The following is a 25,419-nucleotide window of genomic DNA, read 5'->3' as shown; positions in this document are numbered from 1 at the left end:
GTTAATCCTCCATAATTGCATGATTGAGTTATTACTTTCCAGAGTTCCATTTAAACGAATATACCTTTACAAATTTCAGCGAAGAGGTAGGTGAGGGATAAATCGACGAGAGTCTGTTGTTAAGTCTATTTTTTGTATGAGCACTCACATAAATTTCATTCCAGTCCACTTGGTTGTCATTGTCGAAGTCGACTATGTCGGTAATTATATATACATGACTCAAATCTGATTTAAAAATTATATCTCCTTTTTCAACATCTGTGTAAACAATATCTTGTCCACGAGGACCATAATTATTCGATGTAAGCCAAGAATAAAAATGAACGACATATGTCCAATTCCATTTTCCGTCTGAAGTACAAGAGGCATTATACTTATCACACCACCAATCATATGTCATGGGTAACTGATGAGCATTTATATTAGTTTGGTCATCAATACCGCCATATCCATACCATAAACATTGTGATACAAAATTTTGACAGTCACCAGCTGTATATGTGCTGTTTGCAAAATTTTTAAATTTTGAATTATAATTTGTATCATTATCATAGTTACTAGTGTGAGACAATGCGTAGTTAACAGCTTTTGCTCTATCGTATGGAACATAGTAATCACCTGGATAAGAATTTATTGATATATCTTCACTTGATTTACTTCTCATAATATCGCTATATATTTTTCGTATTTTATTATCTTCTGTAGAAATGTTATTACTTAGTTGGATTAGTTCATTATAGGAAGCTATTGATTCTTTGAATTCCGTATAATATTCGTCACTAACTATAAAGTAGTGATTATTCCTTAAGTAAAATTACAATTAGGAAAGGGAATAACTTAATAAACTTTTTCATTTTTGTTGCCTCCTTTCTTAAATTAAAAAATTATAGTTCTTCTCAACACTTTACTTGTTAGCTTCCTAACATTTTCTACTCACCTCTTGAGCGGTTTATTTTATTGACATTATACCACACATGTAGATACTCTACAATTGTAAGATTAGACAAAAAAACAAGTACATTACCTCAACTTTTTAGTAAAATATTATATTTTCAGTTGCAATAATTAATTTTCGGCATCGAGAAAACAAAAATATGTTTAAGATTGAATCTTTTTGTAAGAAAGTTTTAGGTTATTAAATAAAAAAATAACCATACAAAGTAAATATAGTAACAAAAGAAAAGTCCCTTTCAAAAATTCATTATTTCTTGCACCAACCTTCTTGAGCGCTCAAGAAAGCATGTAACAGTTTTTCAGCAAATCATAAAAAATAAAATATAAAACGGGGTACTCAATTCTTACAATACCCCGTTTTTTGATAACCTACTTTTCTTTGAGTTTTGAAATATTCTCTTCAAATGGTGGGAAAACAACACCTTTTTCTGTAATTATGGCAGTAATGTTCTCAGCCGGCGTCACATCAAATGCAGGATTAAACACCTTTGATTCATCCGGAACAATTTTTTTACCGTTGAAAAATCTTATTTCATCTTCGCTTCTCTCTTCAATAGGAATTTCTGAGCCTGATTTTATATTAAAATCAATGGTTGATACGGGTGCTGCAATGTAAAAAGGAATGTCGTGGTGCTTTGCCAAAACAGAAAGAGAGTAAGTTCCAATCTTGTTTGCTGTATCTCCATTTAAAGCGATTCTGTCTGCACCAACAATAACGCAGTCAATTTTTCCAAGTTTCATAAGATAGCCTGCCATGTTGTCACAGATAACTGTGTTGGGAATACCATCTTCAGAAAGCTCAAAAGCTGTGAGCCTTGCCCCCTGCAAATACGGCCGTGTCTCATCTACATAAACATGAATATTTTTGCCGGTAAAGTGAGCTTCACGGATAACACCAAGTGCAGTTCCATACCCGCCTGTTGCTAAAGCCCCTGCATTGCAGTGAGTAAGGATATTTGCACCTTCTTTTATAAGTGTATTTCCATGCTCGCCAATCTTTTTATTGATACTTTTGTCTTCATCTTCTATTTTCCTTGCCTCTTGTAGCAGCAAACTATAAATTTGACTTTGAGAAAGATTTCTTGCCTCTTCAAAAACCTTTTTCATCCTCTCAAGTGCCCAGAAAAGGTTCACAGCAGTGGGTCTTGAGCTTACAAGATAGTTTATGATTTCATAAATTTTAGCTGAATCCATGTTCTTTTCAATTATCTCCTTAAAACCCAATACAACTCCATATGCAGCAACAATTCCAATAAGCGGTGCTCCTCTTATAATCATATCTTTTATTGCTATATATACATCCTGGTACGTACTGCAAACAAAATATTCTTTTTCAAAAGGCAGCTTTCTCTGGTCAAGCACAATGAGCTTATCATTTTCAAACTCAAAGTGTTTCATCTTCCTTCTTACTCCTCACAGACATAATCTACATCAATTTTTTCAATCATTCTGTATATAAGCTTTTTTACTTTGTCATTATTTTCTCTAAAAACTCTATAAACTTCTTCTTCAGTTACTGGTTTTATATCATCTCTTCCTTCAAGTCCAGCGTCATAGTCTGTGATAAGGGATATATTCACATAGCAGATACCAAGCTCTTTTGCAAGTATCACTTCTGGATACTGTGTCATGTTGATAACATCCCAGCCCATGCTTGAAAACCATCTGCTCTCAGCAGTTGTGGAAAATCTCGGACCTTGTATTACAACAACTGTCCCCTTTTCATGCACAGTAATTCCAAGTTCTTTTGAAGACTCAATTGCAATTTTTCTCAAATATTCACAGTACGGCTTTGCAGCAGATATGTGCCTTACTTCAGGTCCTTCAAAGAATGTGTCTTTCCTTCCCCAAGTCCTGTCAACAAACTGGTCACACACAACAAAGTCGCCAGGTTTTATCTCAGGTTTTAAGCTTCCTGACGCTGTTGGTCCAATTATCTTTTTGACCCCAAGCATCTTCATTGCCCAAATGTTTGCTCTGTACGGAATCAAGTGAGGAGGATACTGATGTTTTTTGCCATGACGGGGCAGAAAAGCTACTTTTTTGCCTGCAATCTCAACCAAAGAGATTTTGTCGCTTGGTTTTCCATATGGTGTTTCAAGTTCTATCTCTTCAACATTGTCTTCCAAAGAATAAAAACCAGAACCGCCAAAAACCCCTATATCAGCCCTGTATTCCATCCTTCTTACCTCCAAGAATAAAAACTTTTGCATTTCAAAAAAATTATATAAATAAAATGTGTAAAAATCAACAAAATAATTTATTGAGAAGGTGAGATGATGTCAAGAGACGAATTTGAGGAGAAATTAAATGATTTTATCTTAAAACTTGAAAGGATGAATTTTAGCTACTATATAGAATATTTAAAAAACCCGAAGAAAATAATTTTTACAAACTTTTTATCTGGTGCTGCACGGGGATTTGGAACAGCTTTTGGCTTTTCCATTTTGGGTGCTCTTCTTTTATATATACTTAACGCTATCGTAAAGTACAACCTTCCGGTAATAGGCCGGTATATTGCTGAAATATTGAAATTTGTAAAGTTTTATATGCATTAAATAACTTTAGTAAAGGAGAGATTAATATTGCAGCCAGCTGAAATTAAAATGCTCAAAAAATTGCTTTTAGAGAAAAAATCTGAGATAGAAGGGTATTTAAAAAATACTAAAGAAAATCAGGTTGCAAACTTTAGCACACTATATTCAAATGAGGTATCAAACTATGACAATCATCCAGCTGACATTGCATCAGACCTATTTGAAGCAGAAAAGAACATGAGCTTGAAAGCTGACATGAAAAGAAAGCTTGAGCTGATTGAAAAAGCACTCTCCAAAATTGAAAAGGGAAACTTTGGCTACTGTATTTCCTGCAAAAAAGAGATTTCTATAGAAAGGCTTTTGGCAATACCTTATACAGAATTTTGTATAGAGTGCCAGAAAGATATGGAAAGGCAAGAAAATTATCAAACAGACCAAAGACCAATCGAAGAAAAGGTGCTGGGCAAACCTTTCAATGACAAGTTTCCAAGTCAAGGTGAAGAAGAACATGATGGCACAGATATGTGGAGCATACTTGAGATGCACTCAACAAGCAACGGGCCACAGGATGAGATTGTATCTGACGGAAGGAAGTTTTATAAAAAGATAAATGACGTTGATGATACAGTCGAAGAGGTGGATAAAATATCAGCTGATGACGCTAAAAAATGGTTATAAAGCTTTTTGTGTTTTGCTTTTCATTGGTTGGTATATTATAATAAAAAAAGAATACTGGCAGATACGCATTGATAATTAAAAAGGTGAGAAAGAATTTGGTTTACTGGATTATAATTATGTTAACTTTTGTGTTAGACCAGCTAACAAAGGCAAAAGCTGAAAATGTTTTTTTAGATAGTTCTGTCAATTTACTGGGTGGAATTTTGTCGCTCACCTATGTGCAAAACAGAGGCGGGGCTTTTTCCATCTTAGAGGGGAAAAGAATATTTTTTATAATTGTTTCAATCATCCTTATTCTATTTTTATGTTATATGATATTCAAGTCAACAAGTAACCTTTACAGGCTTTCTTTTTCGCTGATAGTGGGAGGAGCAATGGGAAATCTTTTTGATAGAGTTGCTAAAGGCTATGTGGTAGATTTTATAGATATAAAAGTCATTCCTGTTTTTAATCTTGCTGATTTCTTTATAACCTGTGGTGTCCTTCTTTTGATATTTTTGATGCTAAAAGAAGGAGGCGAAGAGTTATTTCTGAAGAAAAAATCTTGACAGTAGAAGGTTTTGACGGACGACTGGATAAGTATCTTTCTGAGGCTCTTTCTAAAACCCGCAGTTTCGTTCAAAAGATAATAGAAGAAGGAAATGTATGGGTAAATCAATCACAAGTTTTAAAACCTGCATATAAAGTCAAGAGTGGAGATATAATCAAAGTTGTTATTCCTGAGCCTAAACAGCTATCCCTTGTTGCTCAAGATATAGATATTGAAGTTGTGTATGAAGATGAACACTTAGCAGTAATAAACAAACCTCGTGGCATGGTTGTACATCCCGGTGCAGGCAATTTTGAAAATACCCTTGTAAATGCACTTTTGCACAAGTTCAGTGGGAGACTTAGCAGTATAAACGGAGTTATAAGACCCGGAATTGTCCACAGGCTCGACAAAGACACATCGGGACTTTTAATTGTTGCTAAAACAGATGAAGCACATATTAAACTTTCTGAAGCTTTAAAATCTCATCAAATAAAAAGGATATACTATGCTATATGTGAAGGTGTATTAAAAGAAGACAGTGGCGTAATAAATGCACCGATTGGGAGGCATCCTGTAAACAGGCTAAAAATGGCTGTTGTTCCCAATGGGAAAGAAGCAGTTACTTACTTTGAGGTTTTAGAAAGGTTTGACAAATACACTTTTATAAAACTAAGATTGAAGACAGGAAGGACTCACCAGATAAGAGTGCACATGTCATATATAGGTTATCCTTTGCTTGGAGACAGTAGCTATGGAAGAGCTAAAAACGAGTTTGGAGTTCAGGGGCAGGTTCTTCATGCAGGTGAGATTGAGTTTGTTCACCCGATAACTTCAAAAGTGCTGCACTTTTCGGCTGACCTACCAGAGTACTTTGTCGAGATTCTAAATATGCTGAGAAATAGAAACAATAAATAGCATATATGCTATTGATAACCATAGACAAACTGTACATTTTGGTGTTATAATAGCTAAAAAATAAATAAAAAATCGAATAGTGGCTTTGTTTGAGACCTTTAAGCTGGCCCTGTGAGGCGGCAAGGTTTAGAAAAAAGACTTTGATGGTGTCAGTCTGTCAAAAAAAGCTTCTTGCCAATTCACAGGCAGGAAGCTTTTTTTTGTGCCAAAGGAGGTGCTGTATTTTGGAAAAATTTAAAGAAATTATGGATGCCAATCAAATGCGACGGGCTTTAGTCAGGATTTCACACGAGATACTTGAAAAGAACAAGGGTGTTGAAAATCTTTGCCTTGTTGGGATTCAGCGAAGAGGTGTAACTCTGGCAAAAAGGATACAGGAAAACATAGAAATGATAGAAGGTGTAAAGCTTCCTCTGGGCATTCTTGACATCACATTTTACAGGGACGATTTGAGTCTGCTTTCTGAGCATCCGACGGTAAACTCTACAAGGATTGATTTTGATATAAACAACAAGAAGATAGTTTTAGTAGACGATGTTCTTTTTACAGGCAGAACAGTAAGAGCAGCAATTGAAGCTTTGATGGACATGGGAAGACCAAAGATGATTCAGCTCGCAGTGTTGATTGACAGAGGACACAGAGAACTTCCAATTAGGGCTGACTATGTAGGAAAAAATGTTCCAACTTCGAGAAAAGAGATTGTTCACGTTCTTGTTGATGAGTTTGACAACGACAACAGAGTAATAATTGAACAGCTTGATAGGGAAATATAACTTTAAAAGAAAGGAGAAAGCTTTGAAAATGAACAGAGTTGTTCAGGTTGAAGAAAAGCTTCCATTTTTAAAAACCTTGCCTTTGAGTCTTCAACATCTTTTTGCCATGGTTGGCGCAACAATCTTGGTTCCTATTCTGGTAGGACTTAGCCCAACTGTTGCTCTCTTTACAAGTGGTGTGGGGACCATAATATATATTCTTGTAACAAAAAATAAAGTTCCAGCTTATCTTGGTTCGTCTTTTGCATATATAAATCCTATTATCACAGTCTCTGCTTCGCTTGGAGGCAAAGAATATGCTCTTGCTGGATGTATTGCATCAGGTGTTGTATATCTGATTGTAGCATTTCTTGTGTACCTGTTTGGAACAAACTGGATTGACAGACTACTGCCACCTGTTGTTGTAGGTCCTGTTGTGATGATTATTGGACTTTCTCTTGCAAGAGCGGCAGCTGTGAAATCAGCTGGTCTTTTCAAAGAGGTTATAAAAGATGGTCAGATTTTAGAAGTTGCCGTCAACGTCCTAAAAAGTCCTGTTTGCTGGGTTTCTATCTTTACATTGCTTGTTGCCGTGTTTGGCTCTGTTTACTTTAAAGGATTTTTTAAAGTCATACCTGTTTTGATTGGACTTGTAAGTGGATACCTTTTTGCATATGTACTTGACTTGATTGGTATGAACACAAATCTTCTCAATTCGTTCTATCCAAATGGCAAATATATTCCGTTTTTGAACTATGAAGTTATCAAGAGTGCAAAGTGGCTGGGACTTCCTCAGTTTACATTCCCTAAGTTTTCACTCTCTGCTATTTTATCAATTGCTCCAATTGCCATAGTTACAATAACAGAACATATTGGACATCTTCTTGTAACAAATAATGTTGTGGGAAGAGACTTTACAAAAAATCCTGGACTCCACAGATCTTTAGCAGGAGATGGTCTTGCAACAATTGCTGCAGGTTTTCTTGGAGGCCCTCCTAATACAACATATGGTGAAAATATCGGTGTTATGGCAATAACAAAGGTGTACAGCACATGGGTAATTTTATGGGCAGCAATCTTGGCAATTTTGCTTTCATTTGTCCAAAAGCTTGGTGCTCTTATTCAGGTAATTCCTTCACCTGTAATTGGGGGAATCAGTATCCTGCTGTTTGGTGTTATTGCTTCATCTGGTTTGAGAATGATGATTGAAAGCAAGGTGGACTTGTCTCAAACACGCAACCTTGTAATTGCTTCTGTGGTTTTAATAATTGGTGTTGGTGGAACGAGACTCAAATTTTTCAACATTGAATTTGAAGGAATGGCACTTGCTACATTTGTCGGAATAATTTTAAATCTTCTTTTGCCAGAGCCAAAAGAACTCAAAGTAGCAAAGACAAAAGAAGCTTTAGAACCAAATAATTAAGGGTAGGGGTATTTTCCCTACCTTTTTTGTAAACAATCGGAGGTGGATAAATTGAAACATTTGCTTGGGCTAAGAGAGCTTTCAAAAGAGGATATCATAAAAATACTGAATCTTGCAAAAGATATGAAGACAATTTTAAAGAGTGAAACTAAAAAGACTCCTCATCTGCAGGGGTATTCGGTTGTAACTCTGTTTTATGAAAATAGCACCAGAACACGAACATCGTTTGAGCTTGCAGCAAAGTTTATGAGTGCAAATACAACCTCTATATCAGTGCAAACCAGCAGTGTACAAAAAGGAGAATCTTTGCTTGATACTGTAAAAACTTTGGAAGCTCTAAAAACAGATGTGCTAATTGTCAGACATTCATTCTCTGGTGTGCCGCATTTTATTGCAAAAAATTGTTCATTTTCGGTCATAAACGCTGGTGATGGAATGAACGAGCATCCAACACAGGCACTGCTTGATATGTTTACAATTAGAGAAAGGCTTGGAACAATTGAGAAATTGAAGATAGCAATCATTGGCGATATTCTTCACAGCAGGGTTGCAAGGAGCAACATATGGGGACTTTCTAAGTTTGACAACCAAATCACAGTGTTTGGGCCACAAACGCTTATTCCACCTTATATTGAAAACTTTGCTGAGGTTGCATCTTCTTTAGAAGAGGCAGTCTCAGGAAAAGATGTTGTAATAGATTTGAGGATTCAGCTTGAGAGACAAAAACGGGGTTTTATAACCTCAAAACAAGAATATTACAAGTTTTATGGATTAAACGAAGGTATAATGAGGTATATTTCAGGCAGCACCCTGATAATGCACCCTGGTCCTGTCAACAGGGGAGTTGAAATTTCTTCAGAGGTGATGCAGCTGCCAAATTCTACAATTGATGAGCAGGTCACAAACGGTATTGCTGTTAGAATGGCAGTTTTATATCTTTGTACGCGCAAGGAGGGAATTTATAGGTGATGATATTGATAAAAAATGCACAGCTTGTAAATAGTATTCACGACAAAGCTGAAAAAGTTGATATATTGATAGTTGATGACAAGATAGAAAAGATTGGTAAAAACATAGAAGAAAATCCTGACAAGATGATTATAATAGATGCAAGCGGCAAGTATGTAATGCCAAGCTTTACCGATATTCACTGTCATTTGCGGGAACCTGGTTTTGAGTACAAAGAAGACATAAAAAGCGGTAGCAGGTCTGCTGTAGCAGGAGGATTTACAACCATCTGCTGTATGCCAAATACAAACCCTCCTATAGACAACAGAGCAATGGTTGCGTATATAAAATACCGTGCAAGAGAGGTTTCGCCAATTGAGGTTTTACCTGTTGGAGCTATAACAAAAGGACTTTCAGGAGAAGAGCTTGCAGAGATAGGATTTATGAAAGAAGAAGGGGCTATTGCTATATCAGATGATGGAAAGTGTGTTATGAACGCAAACATTATGAGAAATGCTCTTTTGTACTCAAAAGATTTTTCAATACCTGTCATTTCACACTGTGAGGATACGAACTTGTCTGAAGGAGGACAGATAAATTTAGGACATGTATCAACAATCACGGGACTCAGAGGAATTCCACGCGAGGCAGAATCAATTATTGTTGCAAGAGATATTCTTCTTGCAAAGGAGACAAAAGCACATCTTCATATAACCCATGTGTCCACCAAAGAATCTGTCAGGCTTATAAAAATGGCAAAAGAGTGGGGTGTAAATGTCACGGCTGATACATGCCCGCATTATATAAGTCTTACAGAAGAAGAGGTGCTTGGATTTAACACAAACGCAAAGGTAAACCCTCCTCTGAGAACACAAGAGGATGTGGAAGCTTTGATTGAAGGATTAAAAGAAGGTGTAATTGACTGTATATCAACAGACCATGCTCCGCATCATAAAGATGAAAAGAATGTCGAATTTAACCTTGCTGCAAGCGGGACAATTGGGTTTGAGACTGCATTTTCTGTGCTGTTCACATATCTTGTTGAGAAAAATGGGTTTGAGTTGGGGAAAGTGGTTGAGCTTTTGAACCAAAATCCCAGAAAAGTAATTGGACTTCCCCCAAATGTTATAAGAGAAGGACAAAAAGCTAACCTTGTGATTGTGGATTTAAAGAAAAAGTGGGAAGTGAGAGAGGAAAACATTGTGTCAAAGTCGAAAAATAGTGTGTTTTTAGGAAAACTTTTGACTTCTTATGTTGAGACAGTAATATATAATGGGAAGATATTAAAAAAGGACGGTGTTTTGAATTGCTGAACTTTTCTGATAGGCTAATTGAGTCTATAAAAAAGAAAAATAGTGTTCTTATAGCAGGAATTGATACAAGCATTGAAAATATACCAGATTATTTTATCAAAAGATTTTATGATAAAGAAAAAAGCGAGATTGACAATTTAAAAACCATTTTGTTTGAATACAACCGAAGGATTATCGATGCTGTGGAAGAAAATGTGGTTGGAGTAAAGTTTCAGGCAGCATTCTTTGAACAGTACTCTTACCATGGATTTGAGGTTTTGCATAAACTCTGTGAATATGCAAAAAACAAAAAGCTTGTGGTAATCTTTGATGGTAAAAGAAACGACATCTCAAGTTCTGCAAAAGGATACTCAAACGCTTACCTTGGCGAGACACCTGTTTTTGGTAAAAAAATAAGGTTTTTTGAGTTTGATGCAATCACCACAAACCCTTATCTTGGTCAAGACGGTATAAAGCCATTTATTGAAGACTGTGAGAGATTCAAAAAAGGTTTGTTTGTGCTTGTTAAGACTTCCAATCCTTCTTCTGGTGATTTTCAAGATCTGATGGTAGAAGATAAATACCTTTTTGAAGTTGTAGCCGAAAAAGTTTATGAATGGGGGAAAAACTGCATAGGGAAAGAAGGTTACAGTGATGTTGGTGCTGTTGTAGGTGCAACCCAGCTTGAGGCTGGTAAAAGAATAAGGGAAATCTTGCCAAACTCTTTCCTTCTTGTACCGGGAATTGGTGTGCAAGGAGGAAAAGTAGAAGATTTGAAATATTTTGTGGACAGCAACAACATGGGCATAATAGTAAATTCGTCGCGTGATATAATCTATGCATACAAAAACTATGTTCATTCTGATTTTGAAAAGAGTAGCTACTTAGCTTCAAAAAGTATCAAGGAAAGTATCAATGCAGCAATCTCTTAAAGAAATAAAATCAAAAGAGGTGAGACTTTAAAGTGCCACTGAGAAAGGATATAAAAAAGGTTTTGGTTATTGGTTCAGGACCGATTATAATTGGCCAGGCAGCTGAGTTTGACTATTCAGGAAGCCAGGCTTGTAAGGCGTTAAAAGAAGAGGGTATTGAGGTTATTCTTATAAACTCAAACCCAGCAACAATAATGACAGACAAAACTATGGCAGACAGTATCTATATCGAGCCTATAACTTGTGAAATAATAGAAAAAATAATTCAAAAAGAAAAAGTTGACTCTATATTACCAACACTTGGAGGGCAAACAGGCCTTAACACTGCTGTTGAACTTTACAAAAGTGGGATCCTTGACAAATACAATGTCAAGGTAATTGGAACAAACATTGAAGCTATTGAGTTTGCAGAAGATAGACAACTTTTTAAACAGCTGATGATAAAAATTGGCGAACCTGTTGTTCCGAGTGAGGTTGTAAACTGTGTAGAAGATGGTCTTGCGTTTGCAAAGAAAATAGGCTTTCCTGTTATAATAAGACCGGCATATACCCTTGGTGGGACTGGCGGTGGTATTGCAAACAATGAAGAAGAGTTTGTTGAGATTGCAAGAAGAGGTCTTTCGTACAGTCCTGTGCACCAAATACTTGTAGAGAAAAGTATAAAAGGGTGGAAAGAGATAGAGTATGAGGTTATGCGAGACTCAAACGGATGCCTGATTACTGTGTGTAACATGGAAAATATTGACCCGGTGGGAATTCATACAGGCGATAGCATTGTTGTTGCACCATCGCAGACACTTTCTGATAAAGAATATCAAATGCTAAGATCATCTGCTCTCAAAATCATAGATGCTCTGAAGATTGAAGGAGGGTGCAATGTTCAGTTTGCTCTAAATCCTGATAGCTTTGAATATGCAGTAATTGAAGTAAATCCAAGGGTCAGCCGCTCATCTGCTTTAGCTTCAAAAGCGACAGGGTATCCAATTGCCAGAATTGCTGCAAAGATTGCGCTTGGCTATACACTTGACGAAATAGAAAATGCTATTACAAAAATGACATACGCAAGCTTTGAACCTGCTCTTGACTATGTTGTTCTGAAAATTCCACGCTGGCCGTTTGACAAGTTCACTTATGCAAATAGAAAGCTTGGTACCCAGATGAAGGCAACTGGAGAGGTCATGGCAATCGGAAGAACGTTTGAAGAAAGCCTTTTAAAAGGTATAAGGTCTCTTGACATAGGGCTGGACTACTTAGACCTTCCAGAGCTAAAGAGTTTAGATAACGAAAGTCTCTCACAACTTATAATCGAGGCTGATGACAGAAGAATATTTGCACTTGCTGAGGCTATAAGAAGAAGATATGAAGTAGAATACCTATACCGAATCAGCAAAGTAGACAGATTTTTCCTTCACAAGATTAAAAATATAATCGAGATGGAAGAGAGAATAAAAAAAGAGGAACTAAACAGCAGTATTCTGCTTGAAGCAAAGAAGATGGGGTTCAGTGACAAGACAATTGCAAGTCTCAAAGGGATATCTGAAAATGATGTGAGGAGTTTAAGAAAAAGCCTAAACATAACACCGGTATACAAAATGGTTGATACATGTGCAGCAGAATTTGAAGCAAAAACTCCATATTATTACTCAACATATGAAAGAGAAAATGATGTAGCAGTATCACAAACATCATATACACAGAGAAAAATTGTTGTTTTGGGCTCAGGTCCGATTAGAATTGGTCAGGGAATTGAGTTTGATTATACTTCTGTACACAGTGTTTATACACTTTCAAAGCTTGGCATAAAGTCTGTGATTATCAACAACAATCCTGAAACTGTAAGTACTGATTTTGATACTTCAGATATGCTCTTTTTTGAACCTCTCACAAAAGAAGATGTGTTAAATGTTATTGAAACAGTAAGAGCAGAGGGTGTGATAGTCCAATTTGGTGGTCAAACAGCTATAAAACTTTCTCAGCAGCTTGCAAAAGAGGGTATCAAGATTTTTGGTACAAGCGCAGAGGGAATAGATATCGCAGAGGACAGGGAAAGATTTGACAAAATCTTGAATAAGCTTAACATCAAAAGACCTCCAGGTTACACATGTTATACGCTGCAAGAAGCACTAAGAATAGCAAACTCATTGGGATATCCTGTGCTTGTGCGGCCATCATACGTTCTTGGCGGACAGGGTATGAAGATTGCCTTTGACGATGACGATATTGTGGAGATGCTCAGCTATGCAAAGAATTTAAATAGCCACCCCATCCTCATTGACAAATACATCGTCGGAAAAGAAATAGAGGTTGATGCTATATCTGATGGCGAGGATATCTTGATACCCGGGATAATGGAACATATTGAAAGAGCGGGTGTTCATTCGGGAGACAGTATTTCACTGTATCCTGCAAGGAATATTTCAAAGTATATTGAAGAGAAGATTGTCGAATACACCCTCAAAATAGCAAGAGAGCTTGAATGCAAAGGGCTTATGAATGTGCAGTTTATTGTTCAAAATGAAGAACTTTATGTTATCGAAGTAAATCCAAGAGGCAGCAGAACGGTACCGTTTTTGAGCAAGGTAACTGGTGTCCCTATGGTTGAGCTTGCAACAATGGTAAGTTTGGGATATAAGCTGAAAGATTTGGTAAACACAGTTGGGCTTTTGCCGAAAAAAGATTTCTATGCCTTTAAAGTTCCTGTTTTCTCATTTGAAAAACTGCCTGATGTTGAAGTATCACTTGGTCCTGAGATGAAGTCAACAGGCGAGGTTATGGGAATTTCGAAAGACTATTATGTTGCTCTCTACAAAGGGCTTGTTGCAAGCGGAACAAAGCTGCCATTAGAAGGTGGTGTACTTTTTACTGTTGCCGACCCTGATAAAAATGAAATCATCCCTATTGCTGAGAAGTTTGAAAAGCTTGGATTCAAAATATATGCAACATCAAAGACTGCAAAACACCTGAATTTTTATCAGGTTGCTGCAAATTATGTTAAAAAAGTGTCCGAAGGAAGTCCAAATATAATAGATTTGATTAGAAAGGGAGAAATAAATATTGTTATCAATACTCCTACAAAAGGAAGACAGCCGCAAAGAGATGGTTTTTTGATAAGAAGATTTGCTGTGGAAAACAAAGTGCCAATCTTCACTTCAGTTGACACTGCAAAAGCTGTAGTTGAAATTATTGAGTTTCTAAAACAAAAAAGAGAACTTGACATATTTAACATAGGAGAGATTGACAATGAAGCTATTAGACGTTAAAATTGAAGAAAATGTAAAGATTGCAAATGATATATTTCTCTTATCCTTTGAATCTGAATATTTAGCAGAAAATTTTAAACCGGGCAATTTTGTGAATATTCTAATTGATAAAGAGAGCATTTATCCTCTTTTGAGAAGACCTTTCAGCATCTCTTTTGTTGAGGGAAAAAGAGTCTATATCGGTTACAAAGTGGTAGGTAAAGGCACAAAGCTTCTTTCTCAAAAATCAAAAGGAGAGGTCATTAATATCTTGGGTCCGCTTGGAAACTCATTTTTGATAGACAGGTTCGATGGTAAGGTTGCTGTGATTGGAGGGGGGGTTGGGATTTTCCCCCTTGTTGGCCTCTGTAAAGAGCTCAAAAATAGAGGCAATAAAGTTGATGTATTTCTTGGATTTAGAAGCATAAACTCAATGTTTTTGGTAGAAAGATTTAAGGACATTTGTGACAATACTTTAATAGCAACAGATGATGGCAGTAGCAGTTATAAAGGGAGTGTTGTTGACCTTTTTAAAGCCAATTTTTCAAAAGCAGAATATAAAATTGTTTTTTGCTGTGGGCCAAAGCCTATGTTAAAGGCGATTAAAAATCTTAATCTCCCTGTAAAATGTTATGCCTCTTTAGAAGAAAAAATGGCGTGCGGGATAGGCGCATGTCTTTGCTGTAGTATAAAAGGAAAAGATGATAAAATGTATCATGTGTGTTCAGATGGCCCTGTTTTTGATATAATGGAGGTTGAGATTGAATGAATTTAGAAGTTGAGATAGCAGGGGTAAGACTCAAAAACCCTGTTATTGCAGCATCAGGCACATTTGGTTTTGGTCGTGAATATTCAAAGTTAATTGACATAAGTGAATTTGGCGCTATATGTACAAAGGGCATCACTTTAAAAAAGAGAATTGGCAATCCCCAGCCAAGACTTTGTGAAGTGTATGCTGGAATAATAAACTCTGTAGGGCTTGAAAATCCAGGGGTAGAAGCATTTATAAATGAAGAACTCCCTTTTTTAAAAGGCTTTGATACAAAGATAATTGCCAATATAAACGGTTTTGCCAAAGAAGAGTTTATTGAACTTACAAAAATCTTAACTTCACTTGTAGACATGATTGAAGTAAATTTATCATGTCCGAACGTGAAAGAAGGCGGAATGGTCTTTGGCAAAGACCCAGAAAAGGTCTATGAGATAACAAAGTCTGTAAAGGATGTGGCAAGCTGTCCAATTATTGTTAAACTAACACCAAATGTTACAGATATAACCCAGTTAGCGGTAGCTGCAGAAAACGCAGGAGCTGATGCAATTTCGCTTATAAACACTGTCTCTGCTATGGCAATTGACATTGAAACAAGAAAACCCCTGATAAAGATGGTGACAGGTGGACTTTCAGGCCCTGCTATAAAGCCAATTGCAGTTAGAATGGTTTTTGAGTGTTTTAAGAAAGTTAGAATACCTATTATTGGAATTGGGGGAATTATGAATTACAAAGATGCCATTGAGTTTTTTATTGCTGGTGCAACTGCCATTCAGATAGGCACTGTGAATTTTATAAATCCTAAAGCTGTTTGCGAAATAAAAGAGGGAATTGAGGCTTATCTTGAAAGAAAGGGTTTTAATTCCATAAAAGAGCTTGTAGGTAACATAAATATCTGAGGTGAAAACAAAATGTCAAAAACAGTTGTATATCTTATTCGTCATGCAGAGGCAGAAGGAAATTTTATAAGAAGATTTCATGGTATTACAGATTCCAATGTAACAGAAAAGGGTAAATTGCAAGCTCAAAAACTTGCAGAAAGATTAAAAAATGTCCATTTTGATGTGATTTATTCAAGTCCTCTGAAAAGAGCCCTTTATACTGCAAGCAAAATAGCAGAGGGAAGGGATATAAAGATTATAATAAGAGAAGATTTGATAGAGATAAATGGTGGAGATTGGGAAGACATGTGCTGGGATGAGCTTCCTTTGCTTTATCCAACAGAGTATGAAATGTGGGAGAAAATGCCTCACAAACATTGTATGCCAAATGGTGAAAGTATGTATGAACTTTTCTTGAGGGCAAAATCTGCTTTTGAGGACATCGTAAAGTCAAATGTGGGAAAAAGAATATGCATCGTAACCCACGGAACATTAATTAGGGCTCTTCTGACGTATATAAAAGGATATGAATTTGAAAGACTCAACGAGATTTTGTGGCAGGACAATACTGCTATAAATATAATCGAGTATAAAGAAGGGAAATACCACCTTATTGTTGAGGGTGACTGGTCTCATCTTGGAAAGGAGCTTTCCACAATAGCATATCAAGACTGGTGGCAACAGTTTTTAAAAGAAAGAGGAATTGAAAAACAAGATTTAACTATCATTGAAAGGAGAGAAAGTTATGAATAAAGAGGCTTACATTCAAATGTTCAAAGACACAGATGCGCTTTTGGAAGGACATTTTCTTTTGTCCTCTGGAAAACACAGTGCAAAGTACCTTCAATGTGCAAAAGTGTTGCAGTACCCAAACTTGGCAGAAATGATCTGCAGGGACCTTGCACAATACTTTAAAGATAAACAAATTGACGTTGTTATAGGCCCCGCGTTGGGGGCAGTAACACTTTCATACGAACTTGCAAGACAGCTAAATTGCCGTTCCATCTTTGCAGAAAGAGAAGATGGGGTAATGAAACTCAGAAGAGGATTTAAGATTGAAGAGGGAGAAAAAGTTTTGGTAGTTGAAGACGTCATAACAACAGGCGGGTCTGTAAGAGAGATAATTGAAATTGTAAAAGAGTACAAAGGAGAAATTGTGGCAGTTGCTGGCATTGTAGATAGAAGTGGTGGAAAGGTAGAACTTGGCTATCCTTTGAAAACTCTTCTTACACTTGAGATTGAAACATATGAGCCTGAAGAGTGTCCGCTTTGTAAAGAAGGTATACCTATTGTAAAACCTGGAAGTAGAAAAAGTAAGTAGATTAATTTGCTTGCATAAATGATTAAAATTATTAATTCCAAAAATGATATTGACAGTTAAATTATAAAAGTGATAGAATATTATAAACATTAGTTGGAAATATGGAGGATAAATAAAATTTGAGAATATGTCCAAAATGCGGTGAATTAAATGGTGAAAATAGGACAGAATGTTGGAAGTGCGGATCTATTTTGGGTCCAGTAGATAAATACAAAAAAATTTGTCTGAAATGTGGGCGTATATACCCTCAAAAAGCAGAGATATGCGATGAATGTGGTGGAAAGTTGGCAGTTTACGATGTAGATACGAATTACAATAACACGAAAACTGACAGTAGTGTAGGTTGGCTATACATAGTTTCAATATTGTTTCCAATTGTTGGTATTATTTTGGGTTGTATTTATATAGCAAGAAGAGAAGATAATTTGGGAAAATCTTTGATTATAACAAGCATAGTTGTTATAGTTATTTCAATCTTTATGAGTTTACTCTTTGTCAGTTGTTCTCCTAACTTTTGATTTTTGATAAAAAATATAAAAAAATGCAGGGTCTTTTAAAAACAACTTTGCTGAACAAGATAACCCTGCATTTTTTTACATTTTTAAAAATCAGCCACCCAAATAAGCTTTTTTGACCTCAGGATTTGCTGCAATCTCTTTTGCATCTCCGGATAAAACAATTTTACCCGTCTCTATTACATATGCTCTGTCTGCAATTGAAAGTGCCATGTTAGCATTCTGTTCAATCAGAAGAATAGTTGTTCCTTGAGAATTAATTTCTTTAATTATCTTAAAAATTTCAGTCACAAGTATAGGAGCAAGTCCCATAGAAGGCTCATCAAGCAGAAGTAATTTGGGTCTTGACATTAGAGCCCTTCCGATTGCCAGCATCTGCTGTTCTCCGCCAGAAAGTGTCCCTGCAAGTTGATTTTTTCTTTCATATAGTCTTGGAAATCTTTCAAACACAAGTTCTAAGTCTTTTTTTATTGCCTGTTTATCTTTCCTCAAAAAAGCTCCAAGCTCCAAATTTTCTAATACCGTCATTTCAGGAAACACGCGCCTTCCTTCTGGCACGTGAGAAATGCCAAGTTTAACAATCTCCATTGAAGATTTTTTGGTAATATCAATATCCTCAAACAAAATAGTGCCTGAACGTGGTCTTATCAAACCAGATATAGTCTTTAGCAGCGTTGATTTTCCTGCACCATTTGCTCCGATTAATGTTACAATCTCTCCTTTTTTAACCTCAAGTGAAACAGAAAATAATGCTTGAATAGCACCGTAAAATACATCAATTTCATTTACTTTAAGCAAACTCTAAATCCCCCTCTCCAAGGTAGGCTTCTATCACACGAGGGTTGTTCTTGACCTCAACAGGAGTTCCGACAGCTATAACTTCTCCATAGTCAAGGACATAGATTTTCTCACATATGTCCATTACAACCGACATGTCATGTTCAATTAAGAGTATAGTCAAATCAAATTTCTCTTTTATAAATTTAATAAGGTTCTTTAGCTCCTGTGTTTCTTGAGGATTCATTCCAGCTGCTGGTTCGTCTAATAAAAGGAGTTTTGGTGACGTTGCAAGTGCACGAACAATTTCAAGCTTTCTTTGTTCACCATAGGGCAGATTTTTGGCAAGTTCAAATCTTTTTTCATAAAGTCCAAAGATTTTTAGAAGTTCTTCAGCTTTTTTATGATTTTGTTCTTCTTCTTTCAAAAACTTTGATGTTCTGAAAATTGCGTCAAAAAGGTTATAACTAATATTCTTATGAAAAGAAATCTTCACATTGTCAATTACACTGAGTTCCTTAAACAATCTTATGTTCTGAAAAGTCCTTGAAATCCCCAGCGCAGAAACTTGGTATGTCTTTTTATAAGTTATATCGTAGTTTGAAAATTCTATCCTGCCAGTATTAGGATTATATATACCTGAAATCACATTAAACACTGTGGTTTTACCAGCACCGTTTGGCCCGATTAGTCCGATTATTGCACCTTTTTCAATATCAATATTGACATTGTTCAGCGCCACAATTCCTCCAAAATTGACCGTCACATTTTTTATCCTAAGCATTTTTCTCACCGCCAATTGGTATAAGCTTTGAAAGTCTTATTTCTTTTGTTCCCATAAGCCCTTGAGGCCTGAATAGCATAATTATTATTAAAATTAAAGCATACAGAACCATTCTCACTGCAGGATAATCTTGTAACAAAGCAGAGATAATAGTCAGCACAATGGCAGAAATTATTGAACCCGATATGCTTCCAAGCCCGCCCAAAACAACTATCACTAATATGTCAATTGATTTAAAGAAGTTGAACATATCTGGCTGTATAAATCCAAATGAACCGGAATAAACTGAGCCTGCAACTCCTGCAAAAAAAGCACCTATCATAAATGCCAGAACTTTATATAAAGTTGTATTGATTCCCATAGCTTCTGCAGCTATCTCATCTTCTCTGATGGCGATCATCGCTCTGCCAAACGATGAATTGATAATATTTAATATAACCACTACACTTAAGACTGTAATGACAAAATATCCAGTCCAGTCAATTCCTTGTGGTATGTCACTTATTCCACTTGCGCCACCTAAGTAATCTATATTCTGTATGATTACTCTTATAATCTCTCCAAAACCAAGTGTAGCAATTGCAAGATAGTCACCTCTTAGCCGCAGCACAGGAAGACCAATAATAAGACCACATATCATTGCAAACAGTCCACCAATTAAAACAGTGAGATAAAAGGGTACTGGTTTTTCAAGGGTGGTCAAAACTGCAGTGGTATACGCTCCAATTGCCATAAATCCTGCATGTCCAAGTGAAAACTGGCCAGTGATGCCATTTATTAAATTCAAACTTACGGCTAAAATGATATTCAGCATTATCAAAAAGAGGTTTAGTTTGATGTAATCATCTATAATACCCATCTTCATTAAAAGCGTTATTATTAAATAAAGAACAATAACAAATACAGAATATACCAAAAGTCTCTTTTTCATCTTTTCCTACACCTTCTCTTTTATATTTTTTCCGAGCAGGCCAGAGGGTTTTATAATCAAAATCAATATCAAAAGAGCGAATGCAACCGCATCCTTGTACATAGAACTGCCGTATCCACTTACAAGTGTTTCAATGATACCGAGGGAAAATCCACCAAGCATCGCACCAGGAATGATACCAATTCCACCAAACACAGCGGCTATAAAAGCTTTGAGTCCAGGCAAAACACCCATAAGAGGGTTTATAGTGTTATAGTAAAGTCCAACTAAAACACCAGCTGCTGCAGCAAGAGCAGAACCTATAGCAAATGTATATGAAATTGTAGTGTCAACGTTTATACCCATCAATCTTGCTGCATCCATATCTTGAGATACCGCTCTCATGGCTTTTCCTATTTTTGTCTTTTTGACAACAAAGTTTAGGATTATCATCAAAAGTATTGTAATAATTAGAAGGTATATCTGTTTGTTGTTTACCACTATTCTACCTTGGAGCAAATGATAATTTTTTTCATCAACAAGTCTTGGGAAAACTCTTGAATCAGCTCCCATTATGATTTGCATCAGGTTTTCCAAAAGTAATGAAACGCCAATTGCTGTTATTAATGCTGAGATTCGTGGTGAGTTTCTCAAAGGCTTGTAGGCAAACTTCTCAATAAGCATCCCTAAAACGCTGCAAAACGTCATAGAAACGATCAAAGAAGGTATTAAACCCAGTTTCAAATATGTAACACTCAGATACGCAATATATGCGCCAACCATAAAAATATCACCATGAGCAAAGTTTATAAGTTTTATTATTCCATACACCATTGTATAACCAAGACTTATAAGAGCATAAACACTTCCAAGAGTTATACCATTTATTAGTTGCTGTATGAAAGTAGACAACGTTCTTTTCACCTCTTTCAAAACCTTAAAATCATTTATAAAAACAAATGGCAAACAATATAAGGGAAGGGGCCATTCCAGTACAATTGCCCCTTCCAATTCTTAGTTTGAATTAGTCTTATGGATTAAGTTTTTGTTTGAATTTTTGTACACCATCTTTAAGCTCTATGATTACAGCAGATTTTTCAGCATTGTGATATTTGTTTATGCTCACAACTCCTGTAACGCCAACAAAGTTCTTTGTATTTTCGATTGCCGCTCTCAATCTTTCTCTATCTTTTGCTATACTGTCAAACTTCAAATTAGCTCTTTTGAGAGCGTCTGCAATAAAGTATCCAAGGTCATAACCAAGAGCAGCAAATGCATTTGGTTCTTGATTGTATTTTGCCTTAAACTTCTTTATAAACTCTTGAACCTTCGCATCTGTATCTTGGGAAGAGTAATGAGCAGAGAAAAATACATTGTTAGCATTCTTTTTGCCAGCCTTTTCAACAACTTTCGGATCATCAAAACCATCTGCACCAAGTATAGGAATATTCATTCCAAGTTCACGAGCTTGTTTTATGATAAGTCCTGCTTCATCATAATAAACAGGGGCAAATAACACATCTGGTTTTTTGTCTCTTATCTTTGTAAGTATACTGCTAAAATCTTGTTCACCCTTGCCAAACGCCTCTTGAGCAATAACTTTTCCGCCGCCTTTTTCAAATGTATTCTTGAAATTTTTCAAAAGACCTTTACTATAATCCGATGTTGCATCATAAATTATAGCTGCCTTTTTAGCTTTCAGAGTTTTCAATGCAAAGTTTGCCATTACATTTCCCTGGAATGAGTCGTTAAAACATGTTCTGAAAACATATGTCTTTGTTTTGCCAGTTCTTTCGTCAACTGTAACAGTATCATCTGTTGCGGAAGGTGAGATGATTGGAACCTTGTACTTTGTTGCAGCAACTGCAGCTGACTTTGTGGCACCTGAAGTTGCAGGGCCTAAAATAGCAAGGACATTTTCCCTTACAGCAAGTTTTGTTGCAACATTTTGAGCTTCAGTTTTGTCAGATTTGTTGTCAATAACTACAAGTTCAATCTTCTTGCCGGCAATTCCACCTTTCTGGTTGATTTCCTCAATTGCAAGTTTAATACCTTCGAGTTCTTTTTGCCCATACTGAGCAACTGCCTGTGAAAGTTCTAAGTCCACACCTATCTTTATAACATTTTTAGAAGAAGCAAATGATACAGTAAATATTGAAAGCGCAAATACTAACAAGAGGATAACTGAAACAACTCTTTTCACTAAAGTTCACTCTCCTTTTGAAAATTTTTGTATGTAGTTTGTCTTTATAGTTTATAGTATAAAATATCTTTAGATTGAATACAAGTATTCAAATTGTTTTTCTGCCGCTGTGGACATCATCATTTCCACGTTGTAAAATTAATATACTGAAGGAAAACCATAGGGCAGGGAGTGAGCAATATGTACTTTAAGTCGGCAGGTCCTCATAATACTTTGAAGACAGTTGAGCTTGCGATAAAAACTGCTAACGAAAGAAATATTAACCATATTGTGGTAGCTTCATGCAGCGGAAGTACAGCTAAACTTCTAAAAGATTGTGGGAAAGATGTTGTGGTTGTAACTCATGTAAATGGTTTTTCTGAACCTGGAAAGATGGAAATAAGCCAGGAAACTATTGAAGAGCTCAAAGCAATGGGGTTTAAGGTCTATACAGGCACACATGTTTTGTCAGGTGCGGAAAGAGGAATATCAAGAAAGTTTGGCGGAGTATATCCAGTTGAAATCATGGCACATACACTTAGAATGCTCGGGCAAGGCGTAAAGGTTGCAGTGGAGATTTCTGTTATGGCCTTAGATGCAGGACTGATACCATATGGTGAGGATGTCATTGCAATTGGTGGAACATCTGAAGGTGCTGATACTGCTGTAATTATAAGACCTTCACATGCAGCTTCTATATTTGAGACAAAGATTAAAGAAATAATTTGCAAACCCTATGAATTTTAAGAAGCCGCATAGGGTTGTGAGACAGAAAAAAGGTTGACATGATAAAAAGAAGAGAAGTATAATAGATTTTAGGAAAATATAATTGCACAAAATAAAAATTTTGTGCAATGAAGGGAATGAGAAAATGAACTTTTCTGATATTCCGTCTTATGTTGCAGATTTTTTGAATTATATGATTACAATCAAAAATAAGTCTCCAAATACAATCAAAGAATATTATTATGACTTGAGAACCTTTTTAAGATATCTAAAAGCAAAAGATTTGAATATGCTCAGCCAAATCGAAAAGATTGAAGATCTTGAAAACATTGATGTGAGCAATTTTGAAATTGAAAAGCTCAAAACCTTAACTCTTAGCAATCTATATGAATATTTTTCTTTTCTTGCTACGCGTTTTAACAACGGTCCATATGCAAGAGCCCGAAAAGTTGCATCAATCAGAAGTTTTTTTAAATACCTTTACAGCAAAGCTAAACTCATTCCCGATAACCCCGCAAAAGACTTAGAATCGCCAAAACTTGGTAAAAGAAACCCTCGTTATCTTTCCCTTGATGAAAGCAAGAAATTGCTTTCTGCAATTGATGGCGAGAATAAAGAAAGGGATTTTGCAATAATTACTCTTTTTCTAAACTGCGGATTGCGTCTTTCAGAGCTTGTGAATATAAACCTTTCGGATATAAAAGATGATATGCTGAGGATTGTTGGTAAAGGCAATAAAGAAAGAATAATATATTTAAACAAAGCCTGTAAAGATGCTATTGAGAACTATTTGAAAGTCCGCCCTACAGAAGGTGTAAAAGACAAAGATGCTCTTTTTTTGAGTGAAAGAAAGAAAAGGATTAGCAGAAGAACTGTTCAATACATTGTCGAAAAGTATGTGAAAATGGCAGGTATAAATCAGAAAAAGATTTCTGCACATAAGCTTCGCCATACAGCAGCCACATTGATGTACAGGCATGGCAAAGTTGATATAAGGTCTCTTCAGACTATCTTAGGTCATCAAAGTATCTCCACAACAGAGATTTATACTCATGTAAATGACGATGACATCAAAAAAGCCTTTGAAAAAAACCCCCTCTCAGGAGAAAATCAAGACACTTTAGCATAGCTCCTGACAAGGGGGTTTTATTCTTTGCACAAAAGTTTGTATGTCTTCACATCCACAAATTTCAATACTTGTCCAGGGTAAACCACTGCACTTTCTAATCTATTTACTTTTCGGATAAAAGAGATGTAATCGCGAATGTCTACAGTTTCATCAACAAAGTCCTTTGAAATTGTCCACAGCGAATCTCCCTCTTTTACTCTCACACATATCCAATTTATATTCTTTTCTTTATCAATGCCCTTCCCTTCTCCAATCGAAATCATCAAAGCCATTACAACAAATATCATTAAAAGAAGCAATGCAATGCCAAAACGAAACTTATTTCTTATAACAACTTTTGTTCTCATAAAATATTCATTCTCTCCGATAAAATGTTCTATATAAAGAATATCAAACAAATGTTTATATGTCAAGAGGTGAAGACAAAAAAGGATTTACTACTTTTATTTTCCCAAAATACTGACCAGAATTTAAATCTTCACTCCACACCACCGAACATCCCAAATTTATAGCGCTACAAAGTATCAAAGCATCCCAAAAAGATATCTTATATCTTTGTGAAAGCTTAATAGCTTCTAAAATATCTTTTACTTCAATTGTAACTATCTTCCATAAACTTAAGTCTGATATGATTTGAAAAGCGCAGTCAATATCTAAAGGATGTTTAACCTTTTTTGTAACAACAACAAAAAATTCTTGAAGAACTTGAGTGCTCAGTGCACCATTTCTTTCTTTCCAAAGTTTCTTCACAATTTGTTTTGCTACTACGTGTTTTTCCCCTGCAGATTTATCATAAGCATACACCAAAATATTTGTGTCAACAAATTGATAGTTACTTTCTTTCATATAAATCTTCTCTCCTCCACGTGATTGTTCCACCTGTTCCAAGGTCAAATCCTTCTTCTAAAAGTTTAAGATGTTGTAAATAGACTTTTTGATATGATTCTTCTCTATCTACAAGTTCTTCTAACAAGCTTGTGAGCAGCGCAGAAATAGATGTATTCCTTTCAACAGCAATATGTTTTACCTTTTGAATAAGTTCCTTAGGAAGAGACAGAGTAATATTCTGATATTTACGCATACTATTCACCTCCACGTAAAATAGTGTATCACATATTTACGTGAAATTCAATATTAACTTTAACAATAACAGAAGATGATATTATTTTAGAAAAGCAATAAGTGCTGTAGTGGTGTATTATTAACTAATCACAACTTATGTA

General features: G+C 35.8%; 28 protein-coding genes. 17 read left to right on the top strand and 11 right to left on the bottom strand.

Annotated elements, in window-relative coordinates; genetic code table 11:
- Positions 1-31: 31 nt before the first annotated feature.
- The 3 genes from OTK01_RS06840 to OTK01_RS06830 form a co-directional block, all read right to left on the bottom strand.
- Positions 32-664: an amidase domain-containing protein gene (locus tag OTK01_RS06840; protein ID WP_029227615.1), complete on the bottom strand. Its 633-nt coding sequence runs from the start codon at positions 662-664 to the stop codon at positions 32-34.
- A gap of 659 nt (positions 665-1,323) precedes the next feature.
- Complete coding sequence (mtnA, locus tag OTK01_RS06835; protein ID WP_029227616.1) at positions 1,324-2,352, bottom strand: S-methyl-5-thioribose-1-phosphate isomerase; 1,029 nt, start codon at positions 2,350-2,352, stop codon at positions 1,324-1,326.
- Between the two features lie 8 nt (positions 2,353-2,360).
- On the bottom strand, positions 2,361-3,134 hold the full coding sequence (locus OTK01_RS06830) for an S-methyl-5'-thioadenosine phosphorylase (protein WP_029227617.1): 774 nt from the start codon (positions 3,132-3,134) through the stop codon (positions 2,361-2,363).
- A 99-nt stretch (positions 3,135-3,233) separates the two neighbouring features.
- On the opposite strand from OTK01_RS06830, the gene OTK01_RS06825 reads away from it, so the two are divergent.
- The 15 genes from OTK01_RS06825 to OTK01_RS06755 all read left to right on the top strand — a co-directional run bounded on the left by OTK01_RS06825 (position 3,234) and on the right by OTK01_RS06755 (position 17,691).
- Entirely contained in the window at positions 3,234-3,512 is a 279-nt protein-coding gene (locus OTK01_RS06825) for a DUF5665 domain-containing protein (RefSeq protein WP_015907832.1), read from the top strand.
- Positions 3,513-3,539: 27 nt separating this feature from the next.
- Positions 3,540-4,169 carry a TraR/DksA C4-type zinc finger protein gene (locus OTK01_RS06820; protein WP_029227618.1) on the top strand — a complete coding sequence of 210 codons (630 nt, stop codon included), beginning with the start codon at positions 3,540-3,542 and terminating at the stop codon, positions 4,167-4,169.
- Between the two features lie 95 nt (positions 4,170-4,264).
- The gene (gene lspA / locus OTK01_RS06815; protein WP_029227619.1) at positions 4,265-4,717 is read left to right on the top strand and encodes a signal peptidase II; all 453 of its coding nucleotides are present in this window, start codon (positions 4,265-4,267) and stop codon (positions 4,715-4,717) included.
- Entirely contained in the window at positions 4,714-5,616 is a 903-nt protein-coding gene (locus OTK01_RS06810; protein ID WP_029227620.1) for an RluA family pseudouridine synthase, read from the top strand. Before lspA ends, OTK01_RS06810 begins: the two co-directional genes overlap by 4 nt.
- 224 nt (positions 5,617-5,840) lie before the next feature.
- Entirely contained in the window at positions 5,841-6,389 is a 549-nt protein-coding gene (pyrR, locus tag OTK01_RS06805) for a bifunctional pyr operon transcriptional regulator/uracil phosphoribosyltransferase PyrR (RefSeq protein ID WP_029227621.1), read from the top strand.
- Between the two features lie 28 nt (positions 6,390-6,417).
- Positions 6,418-7,791 (top strand): uracil permease, encoded by a 1,374-nt coding sequence (uraA, locus tag OTK01_RS06800; RefSeq protein WP_029227622.1) that lies wholly within the window; start codon positions 6,418-6,420, stop codon positions 7,789-7,791.
- Between the two features lie 51 nt (positions 7,792-7,842).
- Positions 7,843-8,760: an aspartate carbamoyltransferase catalytic subunit gene (locus OTK01_RS06795; RefSeq protein ID WP_029227623.1), complete on the top strand. Its 918-nt coding sequence runs from the start codon at positions 7,843-7,845 to the stop codon at positions 8,758-8,760.
- On the top strand, positions 8,760-10,052 hold the full coding sequence (locus OTK01_RS06790; protein WP_029227624.1) for a dihydroorotase: 1,293 nt from the start codon (positions 8,760-8,762) through the stop codon (positions 10,050-10,052). Before OTK01_RS06795 ends, OTK01_RS06790 begins: the two co-directional genes overlap by 1 nt.
- Positions 10,046-10,963, top strand: a complete 918-nt coding sequence (pyrF, locus tag OTK01_RS06785) for an orotidine-5'-phosphate decarboxylase (protein WP_029227625.1) — start codon at positions 10,046-10,048, stop codon at positions 10,961-10,963. The genes OTK01_RS06790 and pyrF overlap by 7 nt, the downstream gene beginning before the upstream one ends.
- A 32-nt stretch (positions 10,964-10,995) precedes the next feature.
- The gene (gene carB / locus OTK01_RS06780) at positions 10,996-14,223 is read left to right on the top strand and encodes a carbamoyl-phosphate synthase large subunit (protein WP_029227626.1); all 3,228 of its coding nucleotides are present in this window, start codon (positions 10,996-10,998) and stop codon (positions 14,221-14,223) included.
- Complete coding sequence (locus OTK01_RS06775) at positions 14,204-14,971, top strand: dihydroorotate dehydrogenase electron transfer subunit (protein ID WP_029227627.1); 768 nt, start codon at positions 14,204-14,206, stop codon at positions 14,969-14,971. The genes carB and OTK01_RS06775 overlap by 20 nt, the downstream gene beginning before the upstream one ends.
- Positions 14,968-15,870 (top strand): dihydroorotate dehydrogenase, encoded by a 903-nt coding sequence (locus OTK01_RS06770; protein ID WP_029227628.1) that lies wholly within the window; start codon positions 14,968-14,970, stop codon positions 15,868-15,870. Before OTK01_RS06775 ends, OTK01_RS06770 begins: the two co-directional genes overlap by 4 nt.
- Before the next feature lie 12 nt (positions 15,871-15,882).
- The gene (locus tag OTK01_RS06765) at positions 15,883-16,605 is read left to right on the top strand and encodes a histidine phosphatase family protein (RefSeq protein ID WP_029227629.1); all 723 of its coding nucleotides are present in this window, start codon (positions 15,883-15,885) and stop codon (positions 16,603-16,605) included.
- Positions 16,598-17,173: an orotate phosphoribosyltransferase gene (gene pyrE, locus OTK01_RS06760; RefSeq protein ID WP_029227630.1), complete on the top strand. Its 576-nt coding sequence runs from the start codon at positions 16,598-16,600 to the stop codon at positions 17,171-17,173. The genes OTK01_RS06765 and pyrE overlap by 8 nt, the downstream gene beginning before the upstream one ends.
- Before the next feature lie 119 nt (positions 17,174-17,292).
- Entirely contained in the window at positions 17,293-17,691 is a 399-nt protein-coding gene (locus OTK01_RS06755) for a double zinc ribbon domain-containing protein (RefSeq protein ID WP_029227631.1), read from the top strand.
- Positions 17,692-17,781: 90 nt separating this feature from the next.
- Here the strand turns inward: OTK01_RS06755 and OTK01_RS06750 are convergent, their stop codons facing one another.
- From OTK01_RS06750 to OTK01_RS06730, 5 genes are all read right to left on the bottom strand, one after another.
- Positions 17,782-18,486, bottom strand: coding sequence for an ABC transporter ATP-binding protein (locus OTK01_RS06750; RefSeq protein ID WP_029227632.1), 705 nt, complete (start codon positions 18,484-18,486; stop codon positions 17,782-17,784).
- The gene (locus OTK01_RS06745) at positions 18,479-19,249 is read right to left on the bottom strand and encodes an ABC transporter ATP-binding protein (protein WP_013432662.1); all 771 of its coding nucleotides are present in this window, start codon (positions 19,247-19,249) and stop codon (positions 18,479-18,481) included. Before OTK01_RS06745 ends, OTK01_RS06750 begins: the two co-directional genes overlap by 8 nt.
- Positions 19,242-20,180 (bottom strand): branched-chain amino acid ABC transporter permease, encoded by a 939-nt coding sequence (locus tag OTK01_RS06740; RefSeq protein ID WP_013432663.1) that lies wholly within the window; start codon positions 20,178-20,180, stop codon positions 19,242-19,244. Before OTK01_RS06740 ends, OTK01_RS06745 begins: the two co-directional genes overlap by 8 nt.
- Before the next feature lie 6 nt (positions 20,181-20,186).
- Positions 20,187-21,071: a branched-chain amino acid ABC transporter permease gene (locus OTK01_RS06735; protein ID WP_029227633.1), complete on the bottom strand. Its 885-nt coding sequence runs from the start codon at positions 21,069-21,071 to the stop codon at positions 20,187-20,189.
- Between the two features lie 118 nt (positions 21,072-21,189).
- On the bottom strand, positions 21,190-22,362 hold the full coding sequence (locus OTK01_RS06730) for an ABC transporter substrate-binding protein (protein ID WP_029227634.1): 1,173 nt from the start codon (positions 22,360-22,362) through the stop codon (positions 21,190-21,192).
- Positions 22,363-22,542: 180 nt separating this feature from the next.
- Here OTK01_RS06730 and OTK01_RS06725 point away from each other — a divergent pair, with 180 nt between their 5' ends.
- Both OTK01_RS06725 and xerA read left to right on the top strand, forming a co-directional pair.
- Positions 22,543-23,088 carry a pyruvate kinase alpha/beta domain-containing protein gene (locus OTK01_RS06725; protein ID WP_029227635.1) on the top strand — a complete coding sequence of 182 codons (546 nt, stop codon included), beginning with the start codon at positions 22,543-22,545 and terminating at the stop codon, positions 23,086-23,088.
- A 124-nt stretch (positions 23,089-23,212) separates the two neighbouring features.
- Positions 23,213-24,196, top strand: a complete 984-nt coding sequence (gene xerA, locus OTK01_RS06720) for a site-specific tyrosine recombinase/integron integrase (RefSeq protein WP_029227636.1) — start codon at positions 23,213-23,215, stop codon at positions 24,194-24,196.
- Between the two features lie 17 nt (positions 24,197-24,213).
- On the opposite strand, the gene OTK01_RS06715 is transcribed toward xerA, so the two are convergent.
- From OTK01_RS06715 to OTK01_RS06705, 3 genes are read right to left on the bottom strand one after another with little or no spacing between them, the layout of a single operon-like run.
- Positions 24,214-24,543, bottom strand: coding sequence for a LysM peptidoglycan-binding domain-containing protein (locus OTK01_RS06715; protein ID WP_029227637.1), 330 nt, complete (start codon positions 24,541-24,543; stop codon positions 24,214-24,216).
- A 55-nt stretch (positions 24,544-24,598) separates the two neighbouring features.
- Complete coding sequence (locus OTK01_RS06710) at positions 24,599-25,042, bottom strand: PIN domain-containing protein (RefSeq protein WP_029227638.1); 444 nt, start codon at positions 25,040-25,042, stop codon at positions 24,599-24,601.
- Complete coding sequence (locus OTK01_RS06705; RefSeq protein ID WP_013432670.1) at positions 25,029-25,277, bottom strand: DUF6364 family protein; 249 nt, start codon at positions 25,275-25,277, stop codon at positions 25,029-25,031. Before OTK01_RS06705 ends, OTK01_RS06710 begins: the two co-directional genes overlap by 14 nt.
- Positions 25,278-25,419: the final 142 nt, after the last annotated feature.

The sequence above is a fragment of the Caldicellulosiruptor acetigenus genome, from assembly GCF_026914305.1.
In the GTDB taxonomy this organism is placed as follows: domain Bacteria; phylum Bacillota; class Thermoanaerobacteria; order Caldicellulosiruptorales; family Caldicellulosiruptoraceae; genus Caldicellulosiruptor; species Caldicellulosiruptor acetigenus.
The sequence above is the reverse complement of the archived record's forward strand: the minus strand, read 5'-3'. Positions and strand labels throughout refer to the sequence as shown.

Bases quoted from the DNA above. Each gene is read 5' to 3' on its own strand.
- OTK01_RS06840 (WP_029227615.1), bottom strand. From the start codon at position 664: ATGAGAAGTAAATCAAGTGAAGATATATCAATAAATTCTTATCCAGGT.
- mtnA (WP_029227616.1), bottom strand. From the start codon at position 2,352: ATGAAACACTTTGAGTTTGAAAATGATAAGCTCATTGTGCTTGACCAG.
- OTK01_RS06830 (WP_029227617.1), bottom strand. From the start codon at position 3,134: ATGGAATACAGGGCTGATATAGGGGTTTTTGGCGGTTCTGGTTTTTAT.
- OTK01_RS06825 (WP_015907832.1), top strand. From the start codon at position 3,234: ATGTCAAGAGACGAATTTGAGGAGAAATTAAATGATTTTATCTTAAAA.
- uraA (WP_029227622.1), top strand. From the start codon at position 6,418: ATGAACAGAGTTGTTCAGGTTGAAGAAAAGCTTCCATTTTTAAAAACC.
- OTK01_RS06790 (WP_029227624.1), top strand. From the start codon at position 8,760: ATGATATTGATAAAAAATGCACAGCTTGTAAATAGTATTCACGACAAA.
- OTK01_RS06775 (WP_029227627.1), top strand. From the start codon at position 14,204: ATGAAGCTATTAGACGTTAAAATTGAAGAAAATGTAAAGATTGCAAAT.
- OTK01_RS06770 (WP_029227628.1), top strand. From the start codon at position 14,968: ATGAATTTAGAAGTTGAGATAGCAGGGGTAAGACTCAAAAACCCTGTT.
- OTK01_RS06765 (WP_029227629.1), top strand. From the start codon at position 15,883: ATGTCAAAAACAGTTGTATATCTTATTCGTCATGCAGAGGCAGAAGGA.
- pyrE (WP_029227630.1), top strand. From the start codon at position 16,598: ATGAATAAAGAGGCTTACATTCAAATGTTCAAAGACACAGATGCGCTT.
- OTK01_RS06745 (WP_013432662.1), bottom strand. From the start codon at position 19,249: ATGCTTAGGATAAAAAATGTGACGGTCAATTTTGGAGGAATTGTGGCG.
- OTK01_RS06740 (WP_013432663.1), bottom strand. From the start codon at position 20,180: ATGAAAAAGAGACTTTTGGTATATTCTGTATTTGTTATTGTTCTTTAT.
- OTK01_RS06725 (WP_029227635.1), top strand. From the start codon at position 22,543: ATGTACTTTAAGTCGGCAGGTCCTCATAATACTTTGAAGACAGTTGAG.
- xerA (WP_029227636.1), top strand. From the start codon at position 23,213: ATGAACTTTTCTGATATTCCGTCTTATGTTGCAGATTTTTTGAATTAT.
- OTK01_RS06715 (WP_029227637.1), bottom strand. From the start codon at position 24,543: ATGAGAACAAAAGTTGTTATAAGAAATAAGTTTCGTTTTGGCATTGCA.
- OTK01_RS06710 (WP_029227638.1), bottom strand. From the start codon at position 25,042: ATGAAAGAAAGTAACTATCAATTTGTTGACACAAATATTTTGGTGTAT.
- OTK01_RS06705 (WP_013432670.1), bottom strand. From the start codon at position 25,277: ATGCGTAAATATCAGAATATTACTCTGTCTCTTCCTAAGGAACTTATT.